General features: G+C 39.4%; 16 protein-coding genes and 1 pseudogene. 11 read left to right on the forward strand and 6 right to left on the reverse strand.

Annotation, left to right across the window (positions count from 1 at the left end):
* Positions 1-286 precede the first annotated feature (286 nt).
* The gene (locus ALW18_07390) at positions 287-1,537 is read right to left on the reverse strand and encodes an ABC transporter permease (protein ID AOE52352.1); all 1,251 of its coding nucleotides are present in this window, start codon (positions 1,535-1,537) and stop codon (positions 287-289) included.
* Between the two features lie 158 nt (positions 1,538-1,695).
* Here ALW18_07390 and ALW18_07395 point away from each other — a divergent pair, with 158 nt between their 5' ends.
* The 6 genes from ALW18_07395 to ALW18_07420 are packed head-to-tail and all read left to right on the forward strand — an operon-like array spanning position 1,696 to position 8,795.
* Positions 1,696-3,219: a phosphoribosylaminoimidazolecarboxamide formyltransferase gene (locus tag ALW18_07395; GenBank protein AOE52353.1), complete on the forward strand. Its 1,524-nt coding sequence runs from the start codon at positions 1,696-1,698 to the stop codon at positions 3,217-3,219.
* 60 nt (positions 3,220-3,279) lie between these two features.
* Positions 3,280-4,308: a rod shape-determining protein MreB gene (locus ALW18_07400; protein AOE52354.1), complete on the forward strand. Its 1,029-nt coding sequence runs from the start codon at positions 3,280-3,282 to the stop codon at positions 4,306-4,308.
* Positions 4,309-4,322: 14 nt separating this feature from the next.
* Positions 4,323-5,156 (forward strand): rod shape-determining protein MreC, encoded by an 834-nt coding sequence (locus ALW18_07405; GenBank protein ID AOE52355.1) that lies wholly within the window; start codon positions 4,323-4,325, stop codon positions 5,154-5,156.
* A complete protein-coding gene (locus ALW18_07410) occupies positions 5,146-5,652 on the forward strand; it encodes a rod shape-determining protein MreD (protein ID AOE52356.1) in 507 nt (168 codons plus the stop codon). Before ALW18_07405 ends, ALW18_07410 begins: the two co-directional genes overlap by 11 nt.
* Positions 5,649-7,520: a penicillin-binding protein gene (locus ALW18_07415; protein AOE52357.1), complete on the forward strand. Its 1,872-nt coding sequence runs from the start codon at positions 5,649-5,651 to the stop codon at positions 7,518-7,520. The genes ALW18_07410 and ALW18_07415 overlap by 4 nt, the downstream gene beginning before the upstream one ends.
* Positions 7,521-7,538: 18 nt before the next feature.
* Positions 7,539-8,795: a rod shape-determining protein RodA gene (locus tag ALW18_07420; protein ID AOE52358.1), complete on the forward strand. Its 1,257-nt coding sequence runs from the start codon at positions 7,539-7,541 to the stop codon at positions 8,793-8,795.
* A gap of 93 nt (positions 8,796-8,888) precedes the next feature.
* Here the strand turns inward: ALW18_07420 and ALW18_07425 are convergent, their stop codons facing one another.
* Both ALW18_07425 and ALW18_07430 read right to left on the reverse strand, forming a co-directional pair.
* Positions 8,889-9,992: a peptide transporter gene (locus ALW18_07425; GenBank protein AOE52359.1), complete on the reverse strand. Its 1,104-nt coding sequence runs from the start codon at positions 9,990-9,992 to the stop codon at positions 8,889-8,891.
* A gap of 7 nt (positions 9,993-9,999) precedes the next feature.
* On the reverse strand, positions 10,000-12,216 hold the full coding sequence (locus tag ALW18_07430) for a peptidase S41 (GenBank protein ID AOE52360.1): 2,217 nt from the start codon (positions 12,214-12,216) through the stop codon (positions 10,000-10,002).
* A 155-nt stretch (positions 12,217-12,371) separates the two neighbouring features.
* On the opposite strand from ALW18_07430, the gene ALW18_07435 reads away from it, so the two are divergent.
* The 5 genes and pseudogenes from ALW18_07435 (at position 12,372) to ALW18_07455 (ending at position 17,786) form a co-directional block, all read left to right on the forward strand.
* Positions 12,372-13,148: a stationary phase survival protein SurE gene (locus ALW18_07435; protein ID AOE52361.1), complete on the forward strand. Its 777-nt coding sequence runs from the start codon at positions 12,372-12,374 to the stop codon at positions 13,146-13,148.
* 3 nt (positions 13,149-13,151) lie between these two features.
* On the forward strand, positions 13,152-13,709 hold the full coding sequence (locus ALW18_07440) for an acetyltransferase (protein AOE52362.1): 558 nt from the start codon (positions 13,152-13,154) through the stop codon (positions 13,707-13,709).
* Positions 13,710-13,803: 94 nt separating this feature from the next.
* Positions 13,804-14,916 carry a lipid-A-disaccharide synthase gene (locus ALW18_07445; protein AOE52363.1) on the forward strand — a complete coding sequence of 371 codons (1,113 nt, stop codon included), beginning with the start codon at positions 13,804-13,806 and terminating at the stop codon, positions 14,914-14,916.
* A gap of 419 nt (positions 14,917-15,335) precedes the next feature.
* Positions 15,336-15,716, forward strand: a pseudogene (locus ALW18_07450) (hypothetical protein).
* A gap of 51 nt (positions 15,717-15,767) precedes the next feature.
* The gene (locus ALW18_07455; protein ID AOE52364.1) at positions 15,768-17,786 is read left to right on the forward strand and encodes a hypothetical protein; all 2,019 of its coding nucleotides are present in this window, start codon (positions 15,768-15,770) and stop codon (positions 17,784-17,786) included.
* A gap of 2 nt (positions 17,787-17,788) precedes the next feature.
* On the opposite strand, the gene ALW18_07460 is transcribed toward ALW18_07455, so the two are convergent.
* The 3 genes from ALW18_07460 to ALW18_07470 form a co-directional block, all read right to left on the reverse strand.
* A complete protein-coding gene (locus tag ALW18_07460) occupies positions 17,789-18,259 on the reverse strand; it encodes a thioredoxin (protein AOE54344.1) in 471 nt (156 codons plus the stop codon).
* 103 nt (positions 18,260-18,362) lie between these two features.
* Positions 18,363-18,824 (reverse strand): thioredoxin, encoded by a 462-nt coding sequence (locus ALW18_07465; protein AOE54345.1) that lies wholly within the window; start codon positions 18,822-18,824, stop codon positions 18,363-18,365.
* A gap of 46 nt (positions 18,825-18,870) precedes the next feature.
* On the reverse strand, positions 18,871-20,742 hold the full coding sequence (locus ALW18_07470; protein ID AOE52365.1) for an amino acid permease: 1,872 nt from the start codon (positions 20,740-20,742) through the stop codon (positions 18,871-18,873).
* Positions 20,743-20,814: the final 72 nt, after the last annotated feature.

A 20,814-nucleotide genomic window follows, 5' to 3' on the forward strand; every position in this document is an offset into this window, starting at 1 on the left:
GTCCGTGTTTTGTCTATACTAATTTTTACCTTTTTCTGACAAAAGTATTTAGTTTTGCAATGAAAATAAATGCTTGGTGCTTTTATTTTTAGAATACCGCTTACAACCTAAGCAGGTGTTTTGTAATTGTTTTTATTATTAAAATGCGGTACGTTGAAAGTGGGGGCTTAATACGTATCGCGTTTTTATTTATACACATTTACAATTAGCGCCCCTCACTTACCAATCTGGCAACGGCATAAAAAAAGCTCTCCGAAGAGAGCTAATATATTTACTGTATCATTTTTTACATTCCACTTCGTATTGCCTCAACAGGATCTAGTTTCGATGCCGATATTGCAGGTAAGATACCCGAAAGCAATCCAATAAAAGTTGCCAGCCCGGTACCGATAATAATATTAGAGAAGCCAAGCACAAACTCAAAGTCAATCATATTACTTACCAACACTGCAATACCCCAAACCATTAGCATACCAAATATTCCGCCAATGAGCGAAAGAATTACCGCCTCAAAAAGAAACTGAAATAAAATAAATCTGTTTTTAGCACCTAAGGCTTTTTGTATACCTATAAGATTAGTACGCTCTTTTACAGAAACGAACATAATATTCGCAATACCAAATCCGCCTACCAGTAATGAGAAGCAGCTAATGATCCAACCGATAATATTAAGCTGTCCTATTATATTATCAATCAGGTCGGTAAAGCCCGATAAAATATCTATAATAAAGTTATCTGTTTCGGTTGCCTTAATACCTCTATAATTACGAAGTTTTTGTGTTACTTCTGCTTTAACGGCTTCTGCATCCTCACCTGCTTTTGGCTTTATTATTATAATAGGTGTCATAAAATCGTTATGATCGCCATACATGTTGCGCAATACATTAACAGGGATAATTACAGCCGTATCGTTATTTTCGCCGAACATACCCTGCCCCTGCTTTTCGAGTACCCCGATAACGGTAAACTTCTTACCGTACATTCTTATTTTCTTTTCAAGCGGATTTGCGCCACCAAAAAGCGTCTGTGCTATCTCAAATCCTATAACTGCAACGGGAGTACCGGAATTCGATTCGGACTCGTTATAAAAACGCCCGTGCTCAATTTTTAAGCTTTGGATATCTGTAAATTCATACGACACAGGTACAACATTTACATTGCTTGCCGATTCATTTTCATAACGAACAGTTTCGCTTTTGGTAAAAATCTGAAAGGCAACTTCCTGTATTGAAGACACATTATCTTTTAAATACTGATATTCATCAAACTTAACATCAGGAAATTGCTCCCTCTTCCACCTTGGGATTTCGCTGGGCCCGAAAGAAAAACGCTTAAGGTACATCGTGTTTTTATCTACCGAGCTCATGTCTTTCTTAATTTTACGGTCCAGGGAGTCTACCGCTGCCAATACGGCAATGATAGAAAAGATGCCTATAGTAACCCCAAGCAGCGAAAGAAACGTACGCAGCTTGTTATTGGTAAGCGCATTCATGGCAAATGAAAGGCTTTCTTTGAGTAAACGCAGGTATAAAAGCATGATTGTTTTTGATTGACTTCTGTAAAATTCTGCATTTTTTTTAAATGGTGCGAACCAAATTCAAATATTTTTTAAAAATCATTAAAATTTAGTGTTCACAGCTTTTGAATGTTAGCTGTACAATAACTACTTTTGCATCTTTATTTATACACACAAAAATGAGCATCAAAAAAATTTCATCAGCACTTATTTCGGTATTTGACAAAGACGGTCTTGAACCAATTGTAAAAAAACTACATGAGCAGGGTGTAACGTTCTATTCTACAGGCGGTACCGAAGCTTTCATTAAAGACCTGGGCATACCGGTAGTGCCAGTGGAAGATGTTACCTCATACCCGTCTATTCTTGGCGGAAGGGTAAAAACCCTTCACCCAAAAGTTTTCGGAGGAATCCTTAACCGTCAGGACCACGAAGGCGACGTTCAGCAGATGCAGGAATTCAATATCCCGCAGATCGACGTTGTAATCGTAGACCTTTACCCATTTGAAAAAACTGTAGCTTCAGGAGCTTCTGAAGCTGATATTATAGAAAAAATTGACATCGGCGGTATTTCACTTATCCGTGCAGCTGCCAAAAACTTTAAGGATACTGTAATTGTAGCTTCGGTAAACGAATATGCAGATTTCCTTGATGTAATTACTAAAAACAACGGAGGCACAACTCTTGAAGAGCGTAAGCAATTCGCGACTAAAGCATTCCACACATCGTCTCATTACGATACTGCTATTTTTAATTACTTTAATGAAGACGAGACTTTCTTTAAAGAAAGCGTTAGTAATGGCCAGGTGCTTCGTTACGGAGAAAACCCTCACCAAAAAGGTTTCTTCTTTGGAGATTTCGACAAAATGTTCACTAAACTTCACGGAAAAGAGTTATCTTACAACAACTTACTAGATGTAGATGCTGCCGTTAACCTTATAGCTGAATTTAAAAACGACGGGCCTACGTTTGCTATCCTTAAACACAATAACGCTTGTGGTATCGCTACAAGAGAAACAGTAAAAGAAGCTTACCTTGATGCCCTTGCCGGAGACCCTACATCTGCATTTGGCGGTGTATTAATCTCTAACGTAAAAATTGACAAGGCTGCAGCAGATGAAATAAACAGTCTTTTCTGCGAAGTGGTAATCGCTCCCGGATTTGATGACGATGCAGCAGCTGTGCTTCAGGAGAAGAAAAACAGAATTTTATTAGTTCAAAACGAGGTAGAACTACCTACAAAACAGGTTCGTACGTGTCTTAATGGACTATTAGTTCAGGATAAAGACAATATTACCGACAATAAAGAGCACCTTACTACCGTTACAGTAACATCACCTACTACACAGGAAATTGAAGACCTGCTTTTTGCTTCTAAAATATGCAAGCACACAAAATCTAACACGATCGTGTTTGCTAAAAATAAACAGCTTTACGCTTCGGGAACAGGACAGACTTCCCGAGTTGACGCTTTAAGGCATGCTGTAGAAAAAGCCGGAGCCTTTAACTTCGACCTAAATGGCGCTGTTATGGCCAGCGACGCGTTTTTCCCTTTCCCGGATTGCGTTGAACTAGCTAAAAACGCCGGAATTACTGCGGTTATACAACCCGGAGGTTCAATTAAAGACGAACTTAGTATTAACTACTGCAACGAAAACAATGTTGCAATGGTATTTACAGGAACCCGTCATTTCAAACATTAATTTTACTATTTTTGTAAGCTTAAATATTTTTTACCAAAACCTTAATACAACAAAACCAGTATGGGATTTTTTGATTTCATGACCGAGGATATTGCCATCGACCTTGGTACCGCAAATACCCTAATCATACATAACGATAAAGTAGTTATAGACAGCCCGTCTATAGTTGCACGCGACCGGATATCGGGCAAAATAATTGCCGTAGGTAAGGAAGCTAACATGATGCAGGGCAAAACCCATGAAAACATAAAGACCATACGTCCTCTTAAAGACGGTGTTATTGCTGACTTTGATGCTTCTGAAAAGATGCTTACAATGTTCATTAAAAGCATACCGGCCCTTAAAAAGAAACTTTTCACGCCTGCACTTCGCCTGGTTATCTGTATTCCATCAGGAATTACAGAGGTTGAAATGCGTGCGGTAAAAGAGTCGGCAGAAAGAGTAAACGGTAAAGAGGTATACCTTATACACGAGCCAATGGCAGCGGCTATAGGTATTGGTGTAGACATCATGCAGCCTAAAGGTAACATGATCGTGGATATAGGTGGTGGTACTACAGAAATTGCTGTTATCGCATTAGGCGGTATTGTATGCGACAAATCGGTTAAGATTGCGGGAGACGTTTTCACCAACGATATTGTTTACTACATGCGTACACAACACAACCTTTTTGTGGGTGAAAGCACAGCAGAAAAAATCAAGATTACAATAGGTGCAGCCATAGAGGACCTTGAAACTCCTCCTGAAGATATGTCGGTACAGGGACGTGACCTTTTAACGGGAAAACCTAAACAGGTAGACGTTTCATACCGCGAGATTGCAAAAGCGCTTGACAAGTCCATTCAGCGTATTGAGGATGCGGTTATGGAAACATTATCGCAAACGCCTCCGGAACTTGCAGCAGATATTTACAACACGGGTATTTACCTTGCAGGCGGAGGATCTATGCTAAGAGGTCTTGACAAGCGTATTTCGCAAAAAACAGACCTTCCTGTTTACATCGCAGAAGACCCGCTAAGGGCAGTTGTAAGAGGAACGGGAATGGCCCTAAAAAACATACAAAAATTCAGAAGCATACTTATCAAATAAAGACGGCTTAACTAATGCAGCAAATATTTAATTTTATATTTAAAAACAGTATTTTATTACTGTTTTTGCTGCTTTTGGGCATTTCGTTATCGCTCACCATACAATCGCATTCCTACCACAGAAGCAGGGCCGTATCTTCGGCGAATGCCATATCGGGCTATGTGTATGAACAGGTGAACAATGTAGAAGAGTACTTAAGCCTCAAGAAACAGAATGAAGCACTGGCCGGAGAAAATGCACGCCTTAAAAAGATGCTTTTCAACACTCAGGACACTGCCAACCTGCCTCCTGTACAATTACCCGACGTTATAGGTAATTATGCTGTTATACAGTCTAAAGTCATCCGTAATTCATACGGCGTCCAGGAAAACTATTTTACCATTAACACAGGCCATAATAAAGGCGTAAAACCAGATATGGGCGTCGTAAGCAGCCTTGGGGTTGTTGGTATTATAGAAAACACTTCCGGCAACTATGCAACGGTTATTAGTATCCTGAACCGTAAGTTTAAACTTGACGCCAAGATCAAAAAGAACAATCACTTTGGCACCCTTACGTGGAACGGTAAAAACACCGGCTTTGCACAGCTTATTGATGTACCAAGGCTTGCCACCGTACGTAAAGGCGATACTATTGTTACCGGTGCAGAATCGAGGATATTCCCCGAAAATATACCAATCGGTACAATCGAGAAAGTATACATCGACAAAAAAACAAACTATTATACACTTGACGTTAGATTGTTTAACGACATGACTAGTCTTGGGCATGTGTACATAATAGAAAACAAAGACAGGGACGAAATAATTAAACTGGAAGAACAAACTACCAAACCGAATGAGCAGTAGCGTTATTATAAACATATTCAGGTTTATCATCCTGCTGCTATTACAAGTAGTTATTTTTAGCAGGCTGGATTTGTTTGGGTTTCTTAACCCCTACCCTTATATACTATTTATACTCCTGTATCCGGTAAACGGAAGCAAGGCGGGACTTTTGGTATCATCTTTCTTTTTAGGACTTATATTAGACATGTTCTTAAATTCTGGAGGGTCGCACGCGGTTGCCTGTGTTACGCTTGCTTATTTCCGGCCAACATTCTTTAAGTTCTCATTTGGTATAAGTTACGAATACCAAACCGTAAAAATAAACGACAGGCTTTCGCCCGAAAGATTCTCATTTATCCTTATTTCTGTTGTAACGCATCATTTTATTTTATACCTTTTGGAGGTATTTAGGTTTAGCCTTATTCTTGACGTACTGCTAAGAACTTTGCTTACAACCGTATTTACACTGATACTTTGCATCATTATAATCTACTTAATTAAGCCGGGCAAACAATGAGAAAGATCTTACTGCCAACAATTATTATTGCCGCAACTATTATTATCGTGGCAAGGCTTTTTTATTTGCAGATACTTGATGACTCTTACATCAAGAAGTCTGACAACAATGCCATCAAGATAAAATACGACTATCCTGAAAGGGGATATATATACGATAGGCACGGTAAGCTTATGGTGGCAAACCAGCCATCATACGATATCATGGTTACCCCAAAAGAAATGAAGAATCTGGACACGCTTGAGCTATGTTCACTTCTCGGCGTAACTAAAGAATATTTTATCCAGCGACTTGAAAAAGCGAATGTATACAGCCGAAGGCTACCCTCCGTTTTTTTACCTCAATTGAATAAAAAAGAATTTGCTGCATTCCAGGAAAAAATACGCCGATTTAAGGGATTTGATATTGTTAAACGTTCACTGCGCGACTATCAAACCACGGCAGGATCTAACGTGTTTGGCTATATTGCCCAGGTAAATGATGCTATCATAAAAAAACATCCTTACTACAAAAGTGGTGACCTCATCGGTAAACAAGGCGTTGAGGAAATGTATGAAGAAATTCTGCGTGGCGTAAAAGGCGTAAAATACATTCAGAAAGACCGTTTCAACAGGGAGATCGGTTCTTTTAAAGAAGGAATATACGATACGATTGCTGTTCAGGGGCAGGACATTACACTTACCCTCGATATGGAACTGCAAAAGTATGGTGAGTCACTTATGTTCGAAAAACGTGGCGGTATTGTTGCTCTTGAACCCAGCACAGGTGAGATACTGGCATTGGTTACCGCACCTTCATACGACCCTTCCCTACTTGTAGGCCGCGAGCGTTCCAAGAACTATAGTGCAATGTACAATGACAGCATCGCAATGCCTTTGTTTGACAGAGGATTACTGGCTGAATACCCTCCTGGATCGCCTTTTAAAATTCTTACCGGCCTTGTCGGTCTTCAGGAAGAAGTGGTAGACCCAAACACCACCTTTATGTGTCATCACGGTTTTTCGTACGGACGCGGTGCGTTCATGAAATGCCACGGTTTTGGCCCGCATAACCTTAACAACGGTATTTACAATTCATGTAATACTTATTTTGCAAACGTATTTAAGCTTACAGTAGATAAATATCCTAAGCCGCAGTATGGCGTTGACGCATGGGCAAGCCATCTTAAAAGTTTTGGTTTAGGTGAATTTTTAGGATACGATCTACCTCCGGGAAGACCGGGAAGGGTTCCTACCTCTAAATTCTACAAACGATTTTATCCTAACGGAGGCTGGAGAAGTTCAACGATCATTTCTAACTCAATTGGCCAGGGAGAGGTTGCCATGACGCCTATTCAATTAGCCAACATGATGGCTACTGTTGCAAATGAAGGCTGGTATTATACACCTCATGTTATTAAAAAGATTGAAGGCAAAACTATCGACAAGAAATTTACGACGAAACACCACACTTCAATTGACAAACAGCATTTTAAACCTGTTATCAACGGATTGTTTGACGTTTACAACTTCGGTACGGCAAGGTCATTACGGGTTGAAGGCATTGAAATATGCGGAAAGACCGGTACTGCCGAAAACTTTACCAAAATAAACGGCAAAAGAACACAGCTTACCGACCATTCTATATTCGTTGCTTTTGCACCAAGGGAAAACCCTAAGATCGCAATTGCGGTTTTCGTAGAAAATGGTTATTGGGGTGCGCGTTGGGCAGGGCCTATCGCAAGTTTAATGATAGAGAAGTACCTTAAAGGTGAGGCTTTAACACAAAAGCCACGTGAAGAGTGGATTAAAACCCACGGCCTGAAAGCCGAATACGAAAAACCGTTAAGCGGACAGCCATTTAAAATTAATCAAAACTATTTACCATAAAATCCTGGTTACTCCGTAATGAAAAACCAAAGCGTAACTAACAATATCGACTGGATTACCATACTGCTTTATGCAGTGCTGGTTATTGCGGGGTGGGTAACTATTTATTCGGCTTCACTGCCGGATCAGACTACCTCTATATTTGATATTGGGCAGGTTTACGGTAAACAGATCATGTTTATTGTAACCAGTATACCGCTTATTATGGTTGTGCTTACGGTAGATGCCAAGATATATGACAAGTACGCCCTTGTGTTCTATGGAGTCGGTATAGCGCTTCTTGCAGGCTTATTTGTTTTGGGGAAAACCATTAAGGGACAAACTAACTGGTATTCCTTTGGGGGATTCAGTTTACAGCCATCAGAATTTGCTAAGATCGCCACATCATTGGTGCTTTCAAAATACCTAAGTGACGTACAGATAAACCTGAAGAACATCAATCATCAACTATTAGCTTTTGCCATTATAGGTTTCCCTGTATTGCTTATTATGATGCAGCCCGATGCCGGTAGCGCCATGATATTTGCAACACTTACACTTGTATTATACCGCGAAGGATTACCAGGATGGTACTTGGCGACAGGAGCAGTAGCTATTGTACTTTTCCTTTTAGCACTATTGGTAAAGCCGTTTTATATAGTATTACTGGCTTTTATAATAATCCTCGCGCAGTTTTTTGTTAGCCGAAGAGCTTTTAGAAACCCAATACTCTCTACGCTTATATTTGTGGGGATCGTTGGCTTTGTGTATTCGGTAGATTTTGTGTATGAGAATGTACTTGAAGCCCACCAGAAAGACCGTATCAATGTATTATTTGATAAGGATGTAAACCAGCAAGCAGAGGGTTATAACCTTAACCAGAGCATGATTGCCATTGGATCGGGAGGATGGTTTGGAAAAGGATATCTTGAAGGCACACAAACAAAGGGTGGTTTCGTACCGGAACAGCATACCGATTATATTTTTACCACAGTTGGTGAAGAATGGGGCTTCGTAGGAGCTTTAGTCGTAATAGGACTGTTCGTTAGCCTGTTACTACGGATTATCTACCTGGCAGAGCGGCAAAAATCAAAGTTCAGCCGTACATATGGGTACTGCGTAGCTGCAATATTGTTTATGCACTTCTTTGTAAATATTACCATGCTTATTAAGCTATTCCCTACTATTGGGGTTCCGCTGCCGTTCTTCTCTTATGGAGGATCGAGTTTGTGGGCATTTACCATATTGCTGTTCATTTTTATTAAAATGGATGCCAACAAGGTTAATGAGTGGTAAACTAAAGTATTCAGTCGCAGTTTTCAGTTATCAATCTGACAACTTGACCAACATCAATTATTTTCGATTTAAAACTGCAGGCATACCTACTATTTATTCACTTTTCACATCCAGTGCATCTCTCAATGCATTACCTACCATCATAAATGCAAGTACTAACAATAGCATTGCTATACCCGGAGCCATTGCTAAATATGGTTTTCCTAAAATAATGTAGTTGTAATGGTCTTTTATCATTCCGCCCCAGCTTGGTATTGGCGGCTGTGCTCCCAATCCAAGAAAGCTTAGTCCGCTTTCTACAAGTATCGCAGAAGCAAAGTTAGCTGCCGAAATAACAATTACCGGCGCCATACTGTTTGGCAGGATATGATTAAAGATAATCCTGCTATTTTTATATCCTAAAGCCCTGGCGGCGGTTACAAACTGCATCTGTTTAATGCTCATTACCTGCCCCCTTACGACTCTTGCAACCTCAACCCACATAGTTAGGCCTACTGCCACAAAAACCTGCCAGAAGCCTTTGCCTAAAGCCAGCGTTATTGCAATTACCAGCAACAGTGTTGGTATACTCCAGATGATATTTACAAGCCACATTACAAAGGCGTCAACTTTACCCCCATAATAACCGGCTATAGCCCCAAAGAATATACCCACGACGAGTGATATAAACACCGCCACAAAACCAATAGCTATAGACACCCTGGAGCCAATTATAAGGCGGCTCAACAGATCCCGGCCCTGGCTATCGGTGCCCAATATGAATTTTTGTTTCGTAACATAATCTTTCGCTACTGATTCGGCTGTTGCATCTTTTCCAAAAACCGATAACGGAAGTGTTTTCGATACCGCAAGATCGGGCTCATCGGTATATTCGTAATAGGTAAGGCTGTCTTTGGTAACAGCATATTTTAATATTGGGATCTTTGACGGAGCTTCTGTTCTACCCACAAAGTAATCTGCTATGTGCGTTTTGTTATCCGAAGGAAATGAAAGCATCGTTACCGTAAATCCCGGCGATTTAGAATGTATGGAAAGATCGCCCCAATTGGCATTCTGAGTAGTGTCCGGCGCCAGTACATACGCAAAAATGGATATGAGTACTAATATTGCAATGAATACTAAACTTAAAACGCCCCAAAAATTCTTTTTGAATTTTTGGAGCGCTAAGCCAGTAAGCGAATGATTGGTTTTATCCATCAGGGGCTTATCTTGTTTTTATCTGTTTTTCTTTTTTATTCACCGTAAGTGCATTGTTCTTTGCACCTTTTGGCTGCATATCATCAAGTACATTTAACGCCTCCTCTACATAAATATCTTTAGAAAGGCTCTCATACCATCTTTTCTTTTTCTCTGCAAGCGAAGCATCTTTTTCAAAGATTGCTTTTTCGTAAGGCAGCGCATCAAAAGTCAGGTTATTTTTATAATCGCTAAGTGCTTTAAACTTCTTAGCGACAGCTTCTGTTTCGGCAACTTTTGCTTTAAACTTATCTACATTAAGATTGTATGTGTTATCGTCTTTTTTAGCAAAGATGAATTTAGCATTTTCATCCATAAGCTTAAACTGCTCGTTTTCTGCCATTCTTTTTTTGCTGTTGGCAATAGGTGCGTCAAAATTACTTTTAACAGCCTTATAGTTTGCAGCGTCTATTTTATCCCAAGGCATTGCGTTGTCAATATCACGCTCGCCCATATCGATGTAAGAATACCTGTCCGGCATTACAATATCACTTGAAACACCTTCTCTTTGTGTAGAACCACCATTAATTCTGTAGAATTTCTGTGTAGTTGTTTTAAGTGCACCAAGATCGCCAAGGTCATTACCTCTGACAAACTGGTTAAGGTCTATCAGGTTCTGAACCGTACCTTTACCATAAGTATGCTTGCTACCCACAATAATACCCCTGTTATAATCCTGGATTGCCGCTGCAAATATCTCTGAAGCCGAAGCTGAGAAATTGTTCACCATAACTACAAGAGGGCCATCCCAAAGTACTGAAGAATCAGTGTCAGCCAATACTTCTTTTTGTTTGCCTGTAGATTTCACCTGAACAACCGGCCCTTGCGGAATGAATAATCCTGTAATATCTACCACAGTTTTAAGCGATCCACCACCATTATCCCTAAGGTCCATGATAATACCGTCAACTTTTTGCTCTTTAAGCCTTTTTACTTCAAGGGCAACATCTTTTGCGGCATCACGGTTGTCTTTATTTTCGAAGTCGATGTAAAATTTAGGAAGGTAGATAATACCATAGGTTTTACCATCTTTCTTTACAACACTGGATTTTGCATACGTATCTTCAAGCTCTACCACTTCCCTTACAATAGGAATAACTTTTATAGAACCGTCTACTTTTTTAACGGTAAGCCTAACCTCTGTACCTTTAGGCCCTTTGATCTTTTTAACTACATCGTCAAGGCGCATACCTGCAATATCAACGGCATCTTTATCGCCCTGAGCAACTTTCATGATAAGGTCACCCTGCTCCAGGTCTTTACCTCTCCATGCAGGTCCGCCCGGAATAAGTTCAGAAATTTCAACGTAGTCGCTTTTCTTTTGAAGTTTAGCGCCAATACCTTCAAGGGAACCTCTCATACTGGTATCGAACTTCTCTTTATCGTCAGGTGCAAAATAATAAGTATGCGGATCGAAACGCTCTGCAATTGAGTTTAAGAATATTGTAAACCACTCATCACGTTTAAGATCATCGATCATTCCAAAGTAATCATTAAGCGATTTTAGGGTCGACTCACGTGCCTCTTTTTCAAGCTCGGCGAATGTTTTCTTTTTTCCGTCATCAGTTTTTTTCTCAACTTTAGGCTCATCGATTTTATTGTTGTTCCTATTTTTGTCTACAGGCGTTTCCTGAAGTTTTTGCTTATCAACAATTGTAGAAAGCACAGACAGCTTAAGCTGTTTTTCCCAACGGGTTCTAAGCTCCTCATCATTTTTAGGATAAGGCATTTTCTCATAATCTACGTTGTACTCTTCATCTTTAGAAAAGTCGAACGGTTTAGATAGTATGTCTTTGTAAAACCCTTCAGATTCTTTGATCCTTTTCATTAACCTATCGTATGTCAGGTCAAAAAATGTCAGGTCTTTAGCCAGGATCATATCATCGATCTTGTCTTCATATTTAGAAAACTCGTCTAAATCGGACTGTATAAAAAATCGTTTAGAAGGATCTATCGATTCAAAGTAACTTTTGTAAACAGCTTTAGAGAATGTATCGTCAATCTTAGCCGGATCGTAATGCCCTTTTTCTATAACAAACGTAATCAGTTCCATAAGGAGTTTATCTCTTCCGGGGTCGCTTTCTACCTTTTGTTTAGGCATAAAGCTCCACAGCGCAACTGCCAACAAGGCAACAAACGCTAGTATCTTATAATTTCTCTTCATATAGCTTAAAATGGCATTCATTTAAATTATCGTATATCTGTAGTACATTAAAAAGCGTGCCAAAATGCGCAGTTTCACATTTTTTATTCTCAATAGCCGCCAACAAAGGCTCCACTTTAAAATTTACGTATTTTAGCAAACGTAAATATACAATACTTATTTGATTTTTCTAAACAATGAAGAAAAAACCCTTAATACTGGTGACCAACGATGACGGCATTTCTGCACCGGGACTACGCGCCCTGATAAGTGTTATGAAAGAACTCGGAGACGTTGCCGTGGTAGCCCCGGACAGTCCGCAATCGGCTACAGGACATGCCATAACTATAAACAATACACTAACCATAAACAAGGTTGATATTGACCCGGACATAGAAACCGAATACAGCTGCAGCGGCACCCCTGTAGACTGCGTTAAGTTTGCTGTAAGCGAAATACTGCACCGTAAACCCGACCTATGTGTATCTGGTATTAACCACGGATCGAACTCTTCTATTAATGTAATTTATTCGGGAACGATGAGTGCTGCGGTTGAAGCAGGCATCGAGGGGATTCCTGCAATCGGCTTCTCGCTTCTGGACTATAACTGGAACGCCGATTTTGAGCAGATTAAATCTGCTATACGAAAAATCACGACCGAAGTCCTTGAAAACGGATTACCGGAAGGTGTAATTCTGAATGTAAACTTCCCAAAACTGAAAGAGAAAGAAATTAAAGGCATAAAAGTATGCCGACAGGCAAAAGCCATGTGGCAGGAACGTTTCGACAAACGCCAAAGCCCAATGGGTAAAGATTACTACTGGCTTACGGGCAAGTTTGTAAACCTTGACAACGGCGAAGACACTGACGAATGGGCTTTAGAGCATGGTTACATATCGGTAGTACCGGTACAATTTGATCTTACTGCGCATCATGCAATGCAAACGCTGAACACCTGGAACCTGAACGATTGAATAATGGCAGTCGATATTCAACCAATCCTTGAGAACGGAAAAGTGGCTTTGCACACTTTAGCCGAAAAAGATTTTGATGCCTTATACGCCGTTGCTTCCGACTCTAAAATATGGGAACAACACCCCAATAAAGACCGATGGAAGAAAGAGGTTTTTAAAACTTTTTTTGAAGGAGCCATAATCAGCAAAGGAGCTTTTAAGATTATTGACCAAACAACAGGCACAACAATCGGAAGTACCCGTTTTTATGATTATAATGAGCCGGACAGCAGCATATTTATAGGCTACACTTTTTACGCCACAGCATATTGGGGCACGGGTATCAATAAAATTGTAAAGGCATTGATGCTGGATTACATTTTTCAATTTGTTGAAAAAGTACATTTTCACATTGGGGCCGATAATATACGTTCGCAAATCGCTATATCCCGTATTGGTGCTGTAAAAATTGCCGAGCAGGAAGTACGCTATTTCGGCGAAGCAACAAAACTTAATTTTGTATATGAAATTACAAAACAAGACTGGCGGGAATTAAGTGATGGTAATTCTGAGACCGATTAATGTTTGACAACATCCTTAACAACTAAACACTTCTAACGGAGTGTTTTTTAGTATTTATAAATAAATAGTACTTTTGGGGAGTAAACTACGGCAAATGAAATACTACATTATAGCGGGAGAGGCTTCGGGCGACCTGCACGGCGCTAACCTGATGAAAGAACTTTATAAGCAGGATCCGCAGGCGGAGGTTCGCTTTTGGGGAGGTGACTTAATGGAACAGGCTGGCGGAACACTTGTAAAGCATTACCGCGACCTCGCTTTTATGGGCTTTGCCGAAGTAGTTCAGAATTTAAAGACCATCCTTAATAACATCAAATTCTGCAAACAGGATATTACCGCCTTTAATCCTGATGTGCTTATTTTTATAGATTACCCCGGTTTTAATATGCGTATTGCCGAATGGGCAAAAAAAGGCGGGTATAAAACCCACTATTATATCTCTCCGCAAATATGGGCATGGAAAGAAAGCCGTATTAAAGCCATTAAGCGGGATGTAGACCATATGTACATTATACTGCCGTTTGAAAAAGATTTTTACGAAAACAAACATAACTTTAACGTTGAGTTTGTAGGCCATCCGCTTATTGATGCCATACAAAACCGTACAACTACCGACGAGGCTACGTTTCGTAAGGAATATAGTCTTGATGAAAGACCTGTAATTGCCCTGCTGCCGGGAAGCCGCAAACAGGAAATTTCGAAGATGCTTAGCGGAATGCTGTCTGTTGTAAATGATTTCCCCGATTACCAGTTTGTCATTGCAGGGGCACCATCGCAGGAATATTCGTTCTATCAGCAATTTTTAGGAAGTAGTAATGTAAAGTTCATTTCCAACAGGACATACGATCTTTTAAGCATTGCCCATGCTGCATTGGTAACGTCGGGAACTGCCACATTAGAGACCGCATTATTTAAAGTTCCGGAGGTAGTTTGCTACAAAGGAAACTGGATATCGTACCAGATTGCAAAACGTATTATTACCCTTAAATATATCTCGCTTGTAAACTTAATTCTGGATAAAGAAATTGTTAAGGAATTGATTCAGGATGAATTTAACACAAAAAACATAAGGGCAGAACTACTAAAAATTTTAACACCCGAATATCGTGCAAACCTACTGAAACAGTACGATTTACTGGAAGAAAAATTAGGCGGATTTGGTGCCAGCCAGAAAACAGCAAACCTCATTATCAAACATTTAACATAATTTCCCAATTTTAAATTAAAATAAATTATCTATATTTGTAAAAACACGATTCGAAATTTGATAAAATAAAAGATTTGAAAAACCTACTGTCTATATCCCTGTTTTTGCTTTTACTGGTTTCTGCGAAATCATCAGCGCAAATAATCACCTCTAAAAAGGAAGCCCAAAAAAAGGGAGTTTATTCCTACTCTGAAAAACAAAAAGCTAACCCTTCTATTGATAAAAAAGCAGTAGTTAAAGAGGTAGCTTCGTTAAACAATAACGAAATTGTTGCTTACGAGCCGACAGTAAAAAAAGGTGGCCCAAACAAATCTGACAGCCCAAGCTTAAGAACCAACCCTGTTAAAAAAGGAAAGGTTGTTATTGAGGACAAAGAAGATCCTGATTTTACTCCTTCAGAAGAAAATTACCTTGCTACACAAATTGTAAACAATGCTATGCAGTTTGAAGGCGTTCGCTACAGAGGCGGAGGCACTACAAAAGACGGTATGGATTGTTCGGGTATGGTATATGCTTCTTTCCAGATTTTTGACAGAACACTTCCTAGAAGTTCTCACGAAATGGCAAAAATCGGTTCTGATGTTACACTTACCGATGTTAAGCGCGGCGATCTTTTATTCTTTAACAACAACCGCAGAAGAAATACAATTAACCACGTAGGAATCGTAACAGAAGTTACACCTGAAGGCGAGGTTAAATTCCTTCATTCTTCTACCAGTTCCGGCGTTATTGTATCTTCTATGAACGAAGCGTACCACTCAAGAACTTTTGTTAAGGCAAAAAGAGTTGTAGAAGACTAGTCAATATCTTTCATTTTAAAAAGTACTATGATTATTTCGAGATCCCGACCTATGCCGGTATTGAAATATCCTATTGCACCACTCACATTATTTTTAGCACTTGGTATACTGGCAGGCAATTACTTTAACCTTCCTCTACTCTATACAATTATACTAAGTGCCATTACTATTGTAACATTACTTTTTACGCACTGGCTGTCTAAAAAATCGCTCCTCAACAGGCCTTATTTTAGTATTGCAGCTTTCCTGTTTGCTTTTTGTTTAGGCATACTGACACAATCATTACATTACGCCCCTAACAACAGGCTGCATTATTCTCACTTTATAACTAACGATGTTTCTGTACTAAAAGGCGTGGTCACCGAAAGGCTAAAACCAAATAAGTACAGCGAAAAGTATTATTTTGACGTAACATCGGTAAACCAAAAGACAGCTACAGGCAGAATACTTCTATCTAAAACGAAAGACAGCTTACACTCTATTTTCAAGCCGGGCGATATTCTTATAGTTGCGGACACACCATTACCTATTACAAAACCACTTAATCCTTACCAGTTTGACTATGCTTCTTACATGCAGAAGCAGGATGTTTTTCATCAGCTAAAACTGAAAGACAATTATGTTCCGGCAGGTACCGACTATAGTTTTGCTTATTATATTGGCAGGTTAAGACATAAATTGATTACCAGCTTTGCAATCCACCACTTTAGCCCGCAGGTTCAGAACACTCTTAATGCTCTATTGCTTGGCCAGCGCCAGGATATGGACTCCGAAACCAACAACTCCTATAAAGATGCGGGGGTATTGCATATACTTGCCATATCAGGACTTCATTTTGCGGTTTTATTCTACATCCTCACCTATTTTCTGCGTCCTTTAAAGCGTTTTAGCTACAAAGGCAAACTGTTGCAGCTCATTGTAATACTAAGCCTTTTATGGGGCTTTGCATTTATTACAGGTTTATCGGCATCGGTAGTCAGGTCGGTAGTTATGTTTAGCTTTATAAGTATTGGCCAGTATTTAAACCGTAATGCCGGCATTTACAATTCGCTCGCGGTATCTATGCTGATGCTATTAATTGCCGAACCCAATTTCCTGTTCGATGCCGGTTTTCAGTTAAGCTACCTTGCTGTTTTTGCAATTGTATGGCTACAGCCTTTTTACACCGGACTAAAACTTTCAAAATATAAAGCAATTAATTACTTTGGCGACACAGTTTTAGTTTCACTCGCAGCACAAATCGGGGTATTACCGCTAAGCCTTTTCTATTTTAACCGCTTTCCGTTACTATTCCTGATTGCGAACCTAATTGTAATCCCGCTTTCGAATATAATACTTGTATTAGGGCTTTTTGTGCTAGTCTTGAATTTCATCTGGACGGATGCTGCCCTTTTGTTCGGAGAAGCGTTAGGCATGTTAACCGGGCTTATGAACAGCTTCATAGGATGGATAGCTTCCTTTGAAAATCTAATACTAAAAGAAATTCCCTTTACAGCATTACTTACTGTTGCGCTATATATAGTGATTACATCATTTGGGCTTTGGCTTTATAAAAAGACTTATAAAAGAACTGCAATTATGTTAGTTTCATTACTTATTTTTCAATGCATCTATATAATAAGCGCATCGGAGGCTAAGAACAAAACTGAAGTAGTTGTATTTAACAGTTACAAAAACACAACAATTGCAGATAAGGATGGAGAAAGCCTTCTGGTAATGACCAATGACAGCCTGTCTGCAAATAATCTTATCACTTCATATAAGAGAGCAAACTTCAATCCACAGCTAAACTACAATAACGTACCGAATGCGCTTTGGCACAACCGGCAAAAGATTCTGATTATAGACAAAGAGGTGGTTTACGATACAGAAACCAATCCCGACATACTAATCCTTACCCAATCTGCCAAAATAAACCTGGAGCGGCTTATAAAACAACTACACCCTAAAAGAATTATTGCTGACGGGAGCAATTACAAAAACAGCATTTCCTATTGGAAAACTACCTGCCTGAAACAAAAAATCCCTTTCCATGCTACTGCCGAAAAGGGATTCTGTATAATTGAATAAGATTATTTATTGTTCGCCAATATTTTATTAGCACCTTCAAGCCATGCTGATGGGCCTCCTGCAACATAGCCACTGCTGCCACGTGCGGTAAACTGAATCTTTCCGTCGTCAGTCTTCTTAACATCTGCAACCCATACCGTAGGATAACCCCTTACCTTAAAGAAACTATTAAGGTTGGCATTCTGTTGTTTTATCTCAGCGGGCTGCTCGGTTCTTTTGGGAAAATCAAGTTCCAGAAGCACAACATTCTCTTTAGCCCATTTTTCAAATTCAGGTGTTTTAAACACTTCCTTTTGAAGCTTCATGCACCATCCACACCAGTCGCTACCTGTAAAGAACATAAACAAGGGCTTATTGGTTTTTTTAGATATTGCCATTGCTTTATTAAGATCGGTATGCCATTCGGCAGATGCCTGAGCATGTGCGCTAAAACCACCTAAAACAAGCAGAAGAACTAGGATTGTCTTTTTCATTTTAATCATCATTTATAACGCCACTAATTTAGCAAAAGATTCCATAAAAAAATCCCTTTATGCCTAAATGACAAAAAGGGATCTTATATACTATCACTTAAAATTATTTTGCTTTAAGAGCCTCAAGTAGCTGATCCGGCTGATGGTAACCAACTATAGGAGCTTTAACCTCTCCTTTAGCATCAAACACCATCATAGACGGATAAGCACGCACACCTAATAATCCGGTAAACTCATGCATTCCGTTTCTACCTTTACGGTTAGCATCGTACTGAGGGTTTGTATACTTTTTACCTTTATATGTTATTTCAGAATTACCTTCTGCGTTAAACTTAACGGCATAGTAGTTAGCATTGATATACTTAACTACTTCGGGATCGTGAAACGTATTTTTATCAAGCATTTTACATGGACCACACCAGTCGGTATACACATCCATAAAAATTGGCTTTGCCTTTTTCTTCTGAGCAGTAAGGGCTTCATCCATGCTCATCCATTTGATTTCCTGAGCCTGAACAGTTATTGCGCCAAGGGTTAAAAACAGCGCTAAAAGTATTTTTTTCATAATAGTATTAAAATTTACAATTGGGTTTTCAAAAACAGTGCCGAATTTATCGTACACCGTGCATTAATTTTTTTATAAACCTGTTAGAGAATATCGCAACTATACCTACAGCTACCGCTACAATCATAATTACAAAAAAGAAAACACCTATTCCCTTCTCCTCTGCTACCGATGCAGAATTCTCACCTATTATACCTGCTACTTTATTTCCAATAGCAATAGCAAGGTACCAAACACCAAACATAAAGGCGATCATCCTACCCGGAACAAGCTTGCTTACATAAGATAATCCTACAGGTGATATACATAACTCTCCCATAGTATGGAAAAGGTAAACAAACACCAGCCAGAACATACTAACCGATGCCGTTTTAGCACCCGGGGCAATATCCATACCTCCATATGCTAAAAAGCCCATTCCAAGTCCTAACAAAATTAAACCAATACCAAATTTTGCCGTGGCAGGCGGATTGTATTTACTTTCCCACCATTTAGAAAACAGCGGTGCCAGCGTAATAATAAATAGTGAATTAAGTACATTGAACCACGATGCCGGTATCTCTGTAAGCGGTGTGGTAACTTCATCAATCATTAAGGAACTCCTAAAGCCGTCGGACAGTTCTAAATATCCCGCAGAATAGAAATCTTTAATAAGCATCCATACTGTAATTGCCCATATAATTACAAAACTTATGCTTAGCAATATATTTGCAAGTGCATATCTTTTAAATGTCTGTTTGAATAGTAAGTAAAGCACCCATGTAATTATAGCCAGCGGCCCAACAGAGATAAATGTATTTATTACTAAAAAGGTAAGGCTCGCGCCTCCTGTTAAAACGCGGTTGGTATAATCGCGTGCAAAGATAGTAAGCGAACCCGGAGCCTGCTCAAAAATTGCAAAAAAGCAAAAAGTGCAACTTGCAAAAAAGGTTACCGCAATAAGTTTTTGACGCGTTACCGTAGAATACTGTGTAAGCCTGTAAACCAAAAGGAAAAAGAAAAGCACCAACGCAGTAACAATAGCTAAATTGGAAAAATTTCTCCCTCCAAATTCAAAAAAGTTTATTGCACCTTCCGATATCTTAGATACCGGATCGTTGATTACCCATATTAGCCCCAGTAGTATACTAACTGCTATAACTCCCAGCTGCCATGAAGTAAAAGGTACTTTTTTATCACTATCTTTTGTGTCCTGAAGTTCGCTTTCTGCTGCAATATTTGTATTGATCTCCATTGCGTCAGAATTTGCCAACGCAAGATTATCTGCCATTTTAGGCTTTAATCCAATACTGCCAAAAATACTTTGCGAAAAGTAAAACTGCAATAAACCAAAAAGCATAAATATACCGGCAAGTCCAAAGCCTATGCTCCAACCCACTTTTTCTCCTAAGTAGCCACAAAGCAATATTCCAAAAAATGCACCCGCGTTTACCCCCATATAAAAAATAGTGTAAGCACCGTCTTTTTTCTCAGGGGTATCTTTATACATTTCAGATATAATAGAAGTCATATTGGGTTTAAAAAAACCAGTTCCAAAAACCAATAGTCCAAGTCCTAAATAAATAAAAAACGGCGTTTCTACAGCCATAGCGGCATGCCCCAAAGTCATTAAAAAAGCCCCAACGATAACTGCCCATCTATAACCGATAAGCTTATCGGCAAAGTAGCCACCTAACATTGTTGACAGGTATACTAACGCGGTATATGAACCAAACAATGCCATAGCGTTTTCACGCGACCATCCCCATCCCGGGTGATCGCCCATCATGGCAGCAGTTAAGAACATTACCAAAAGCGATCGCATTCCATAATACGAAAAACGTTCCCACATTTCGGTGAAGAACAAAACGAACAGCCCCGCCGGGTGCCCTAAAACATTAGATTTAAAAAAATCCTGATTAGTGGTTTGTATAGCCATCTATTTTATTTTTAAAGGCGACAAGATACTACTAAAACAGCAGAAAGCCATCGTTAAATGGCTTTCTGCTTA

Source organism: Flavobacterium psychrophilum, from assembly GCA_001708385.1.
Lineage (GTDB): Bacteria > Bacteroidota > Bacteroidia > Flavobacteriales > Flavobacteriaceae > Flavobacterium > Flavobacterium psychrophilum_A.

Coding starts and splice junctions, on each gene's coding strand:
- ALW18_07390 (AOE52352.1), bottom strand. CDS start 1,537: ATGCTTTTATACCTGCGTTTACTCAAAGAAAGCCTTTCATTTGCCATG.
- ALW18_07400 (AOE52354.1), top strand. CDS start 3,280: ATGGGATTTTTTGATTTCATGACCGAGGATATTGCCATCGACCTTGGT.
- ALW18_07425 (AOE52359.1), bottom strand. CDS start 9,992: ATGGATAAAACCAATCATTCGCTTACTGGCTTAGCGCTCCAAAAATTC.
- ALW18_07405 (AOE52355.1), top strand. CDS start 4,323: ATGCAGCAAATATTTAATTTTATATTTAAAAACAGTATTTTATTACTG.
- ALW18_07440 (AOE52362.1), top strand. CDS start 13,152: ATGGCAGTCGATATTCAACCAATCCTTGAGAACGGAAAAGTGGCTTTG.
- ALW18_07470 (AOE52365.1), bottom strand. CDS start 20,742: ATGGCTATACAAACCACTAATCAGGATTTTTTTAAATCTAATGTTTTA.
- ALW18_07455 (AOE52364.1), top strand. CDS start 15,768: ATGCCGGTATTGAAATATCCTATTGCACCACTCACATTATTTTTAGCA.
- ALW18_07420 (AOE52358.1), top strand. CDS start 7,539: ATGAAAAACCAAAGCGTAACTAACAATATCGACTGGATTACCATACTG.
- ALW18_07395 (AOE52353.1), top strand. CDS start 1,696: ATGAGCATCAAAAAAATTTCATCAGCACTTATTTCGGTATTTGACAAA.
- ALW18_07460 (AOE54344.1), bottom strand. CDS start 18,259: ATGAAAAAGACAATCCTAGTTCTTCTGCTTGTTTTAGGTGGTTTTAGC.
- ALW18_07435 (AOE52361.1), top strand. CDS start 12,372: ATGAAGAAAAAACCCTTAATACTGGTGACCAACGATGACGGCATTTCT.
- ALW18_07445 (AOE52363.1), top strand. CDS start 13,804: ATGAAATACTACATTATAGCGGGAGAGGCTTCGGGCGACCTGCACGGC.
- ALW18_07465 (AOE54345.1), bottom strand. CDS start 18,824: ATGAAAAAAATACTTTTAGCGCTGTTTTTAACCCTTGGCGCAATAACT.
- ALW18_07415 (AOE52357.1), top strand. CDS start 5,649: ATGAGAAAGATCTTACTGCCAACAATTATTATTGCCGCAACTATTATT.
- ALW18_07410 (AOE52356.1), top strand. CDS start 5,146: ATGAGCAGTAGCGTTATTATAAACATATTCAGGTTTATCATCCTGCTG.
- ALW18_07430 (AOE52360.1), bottom strand. CDS start 12,216: ATGAATGCCATTTTAAGCTATATGAAGAGAAATTATAAGATACTAGCG.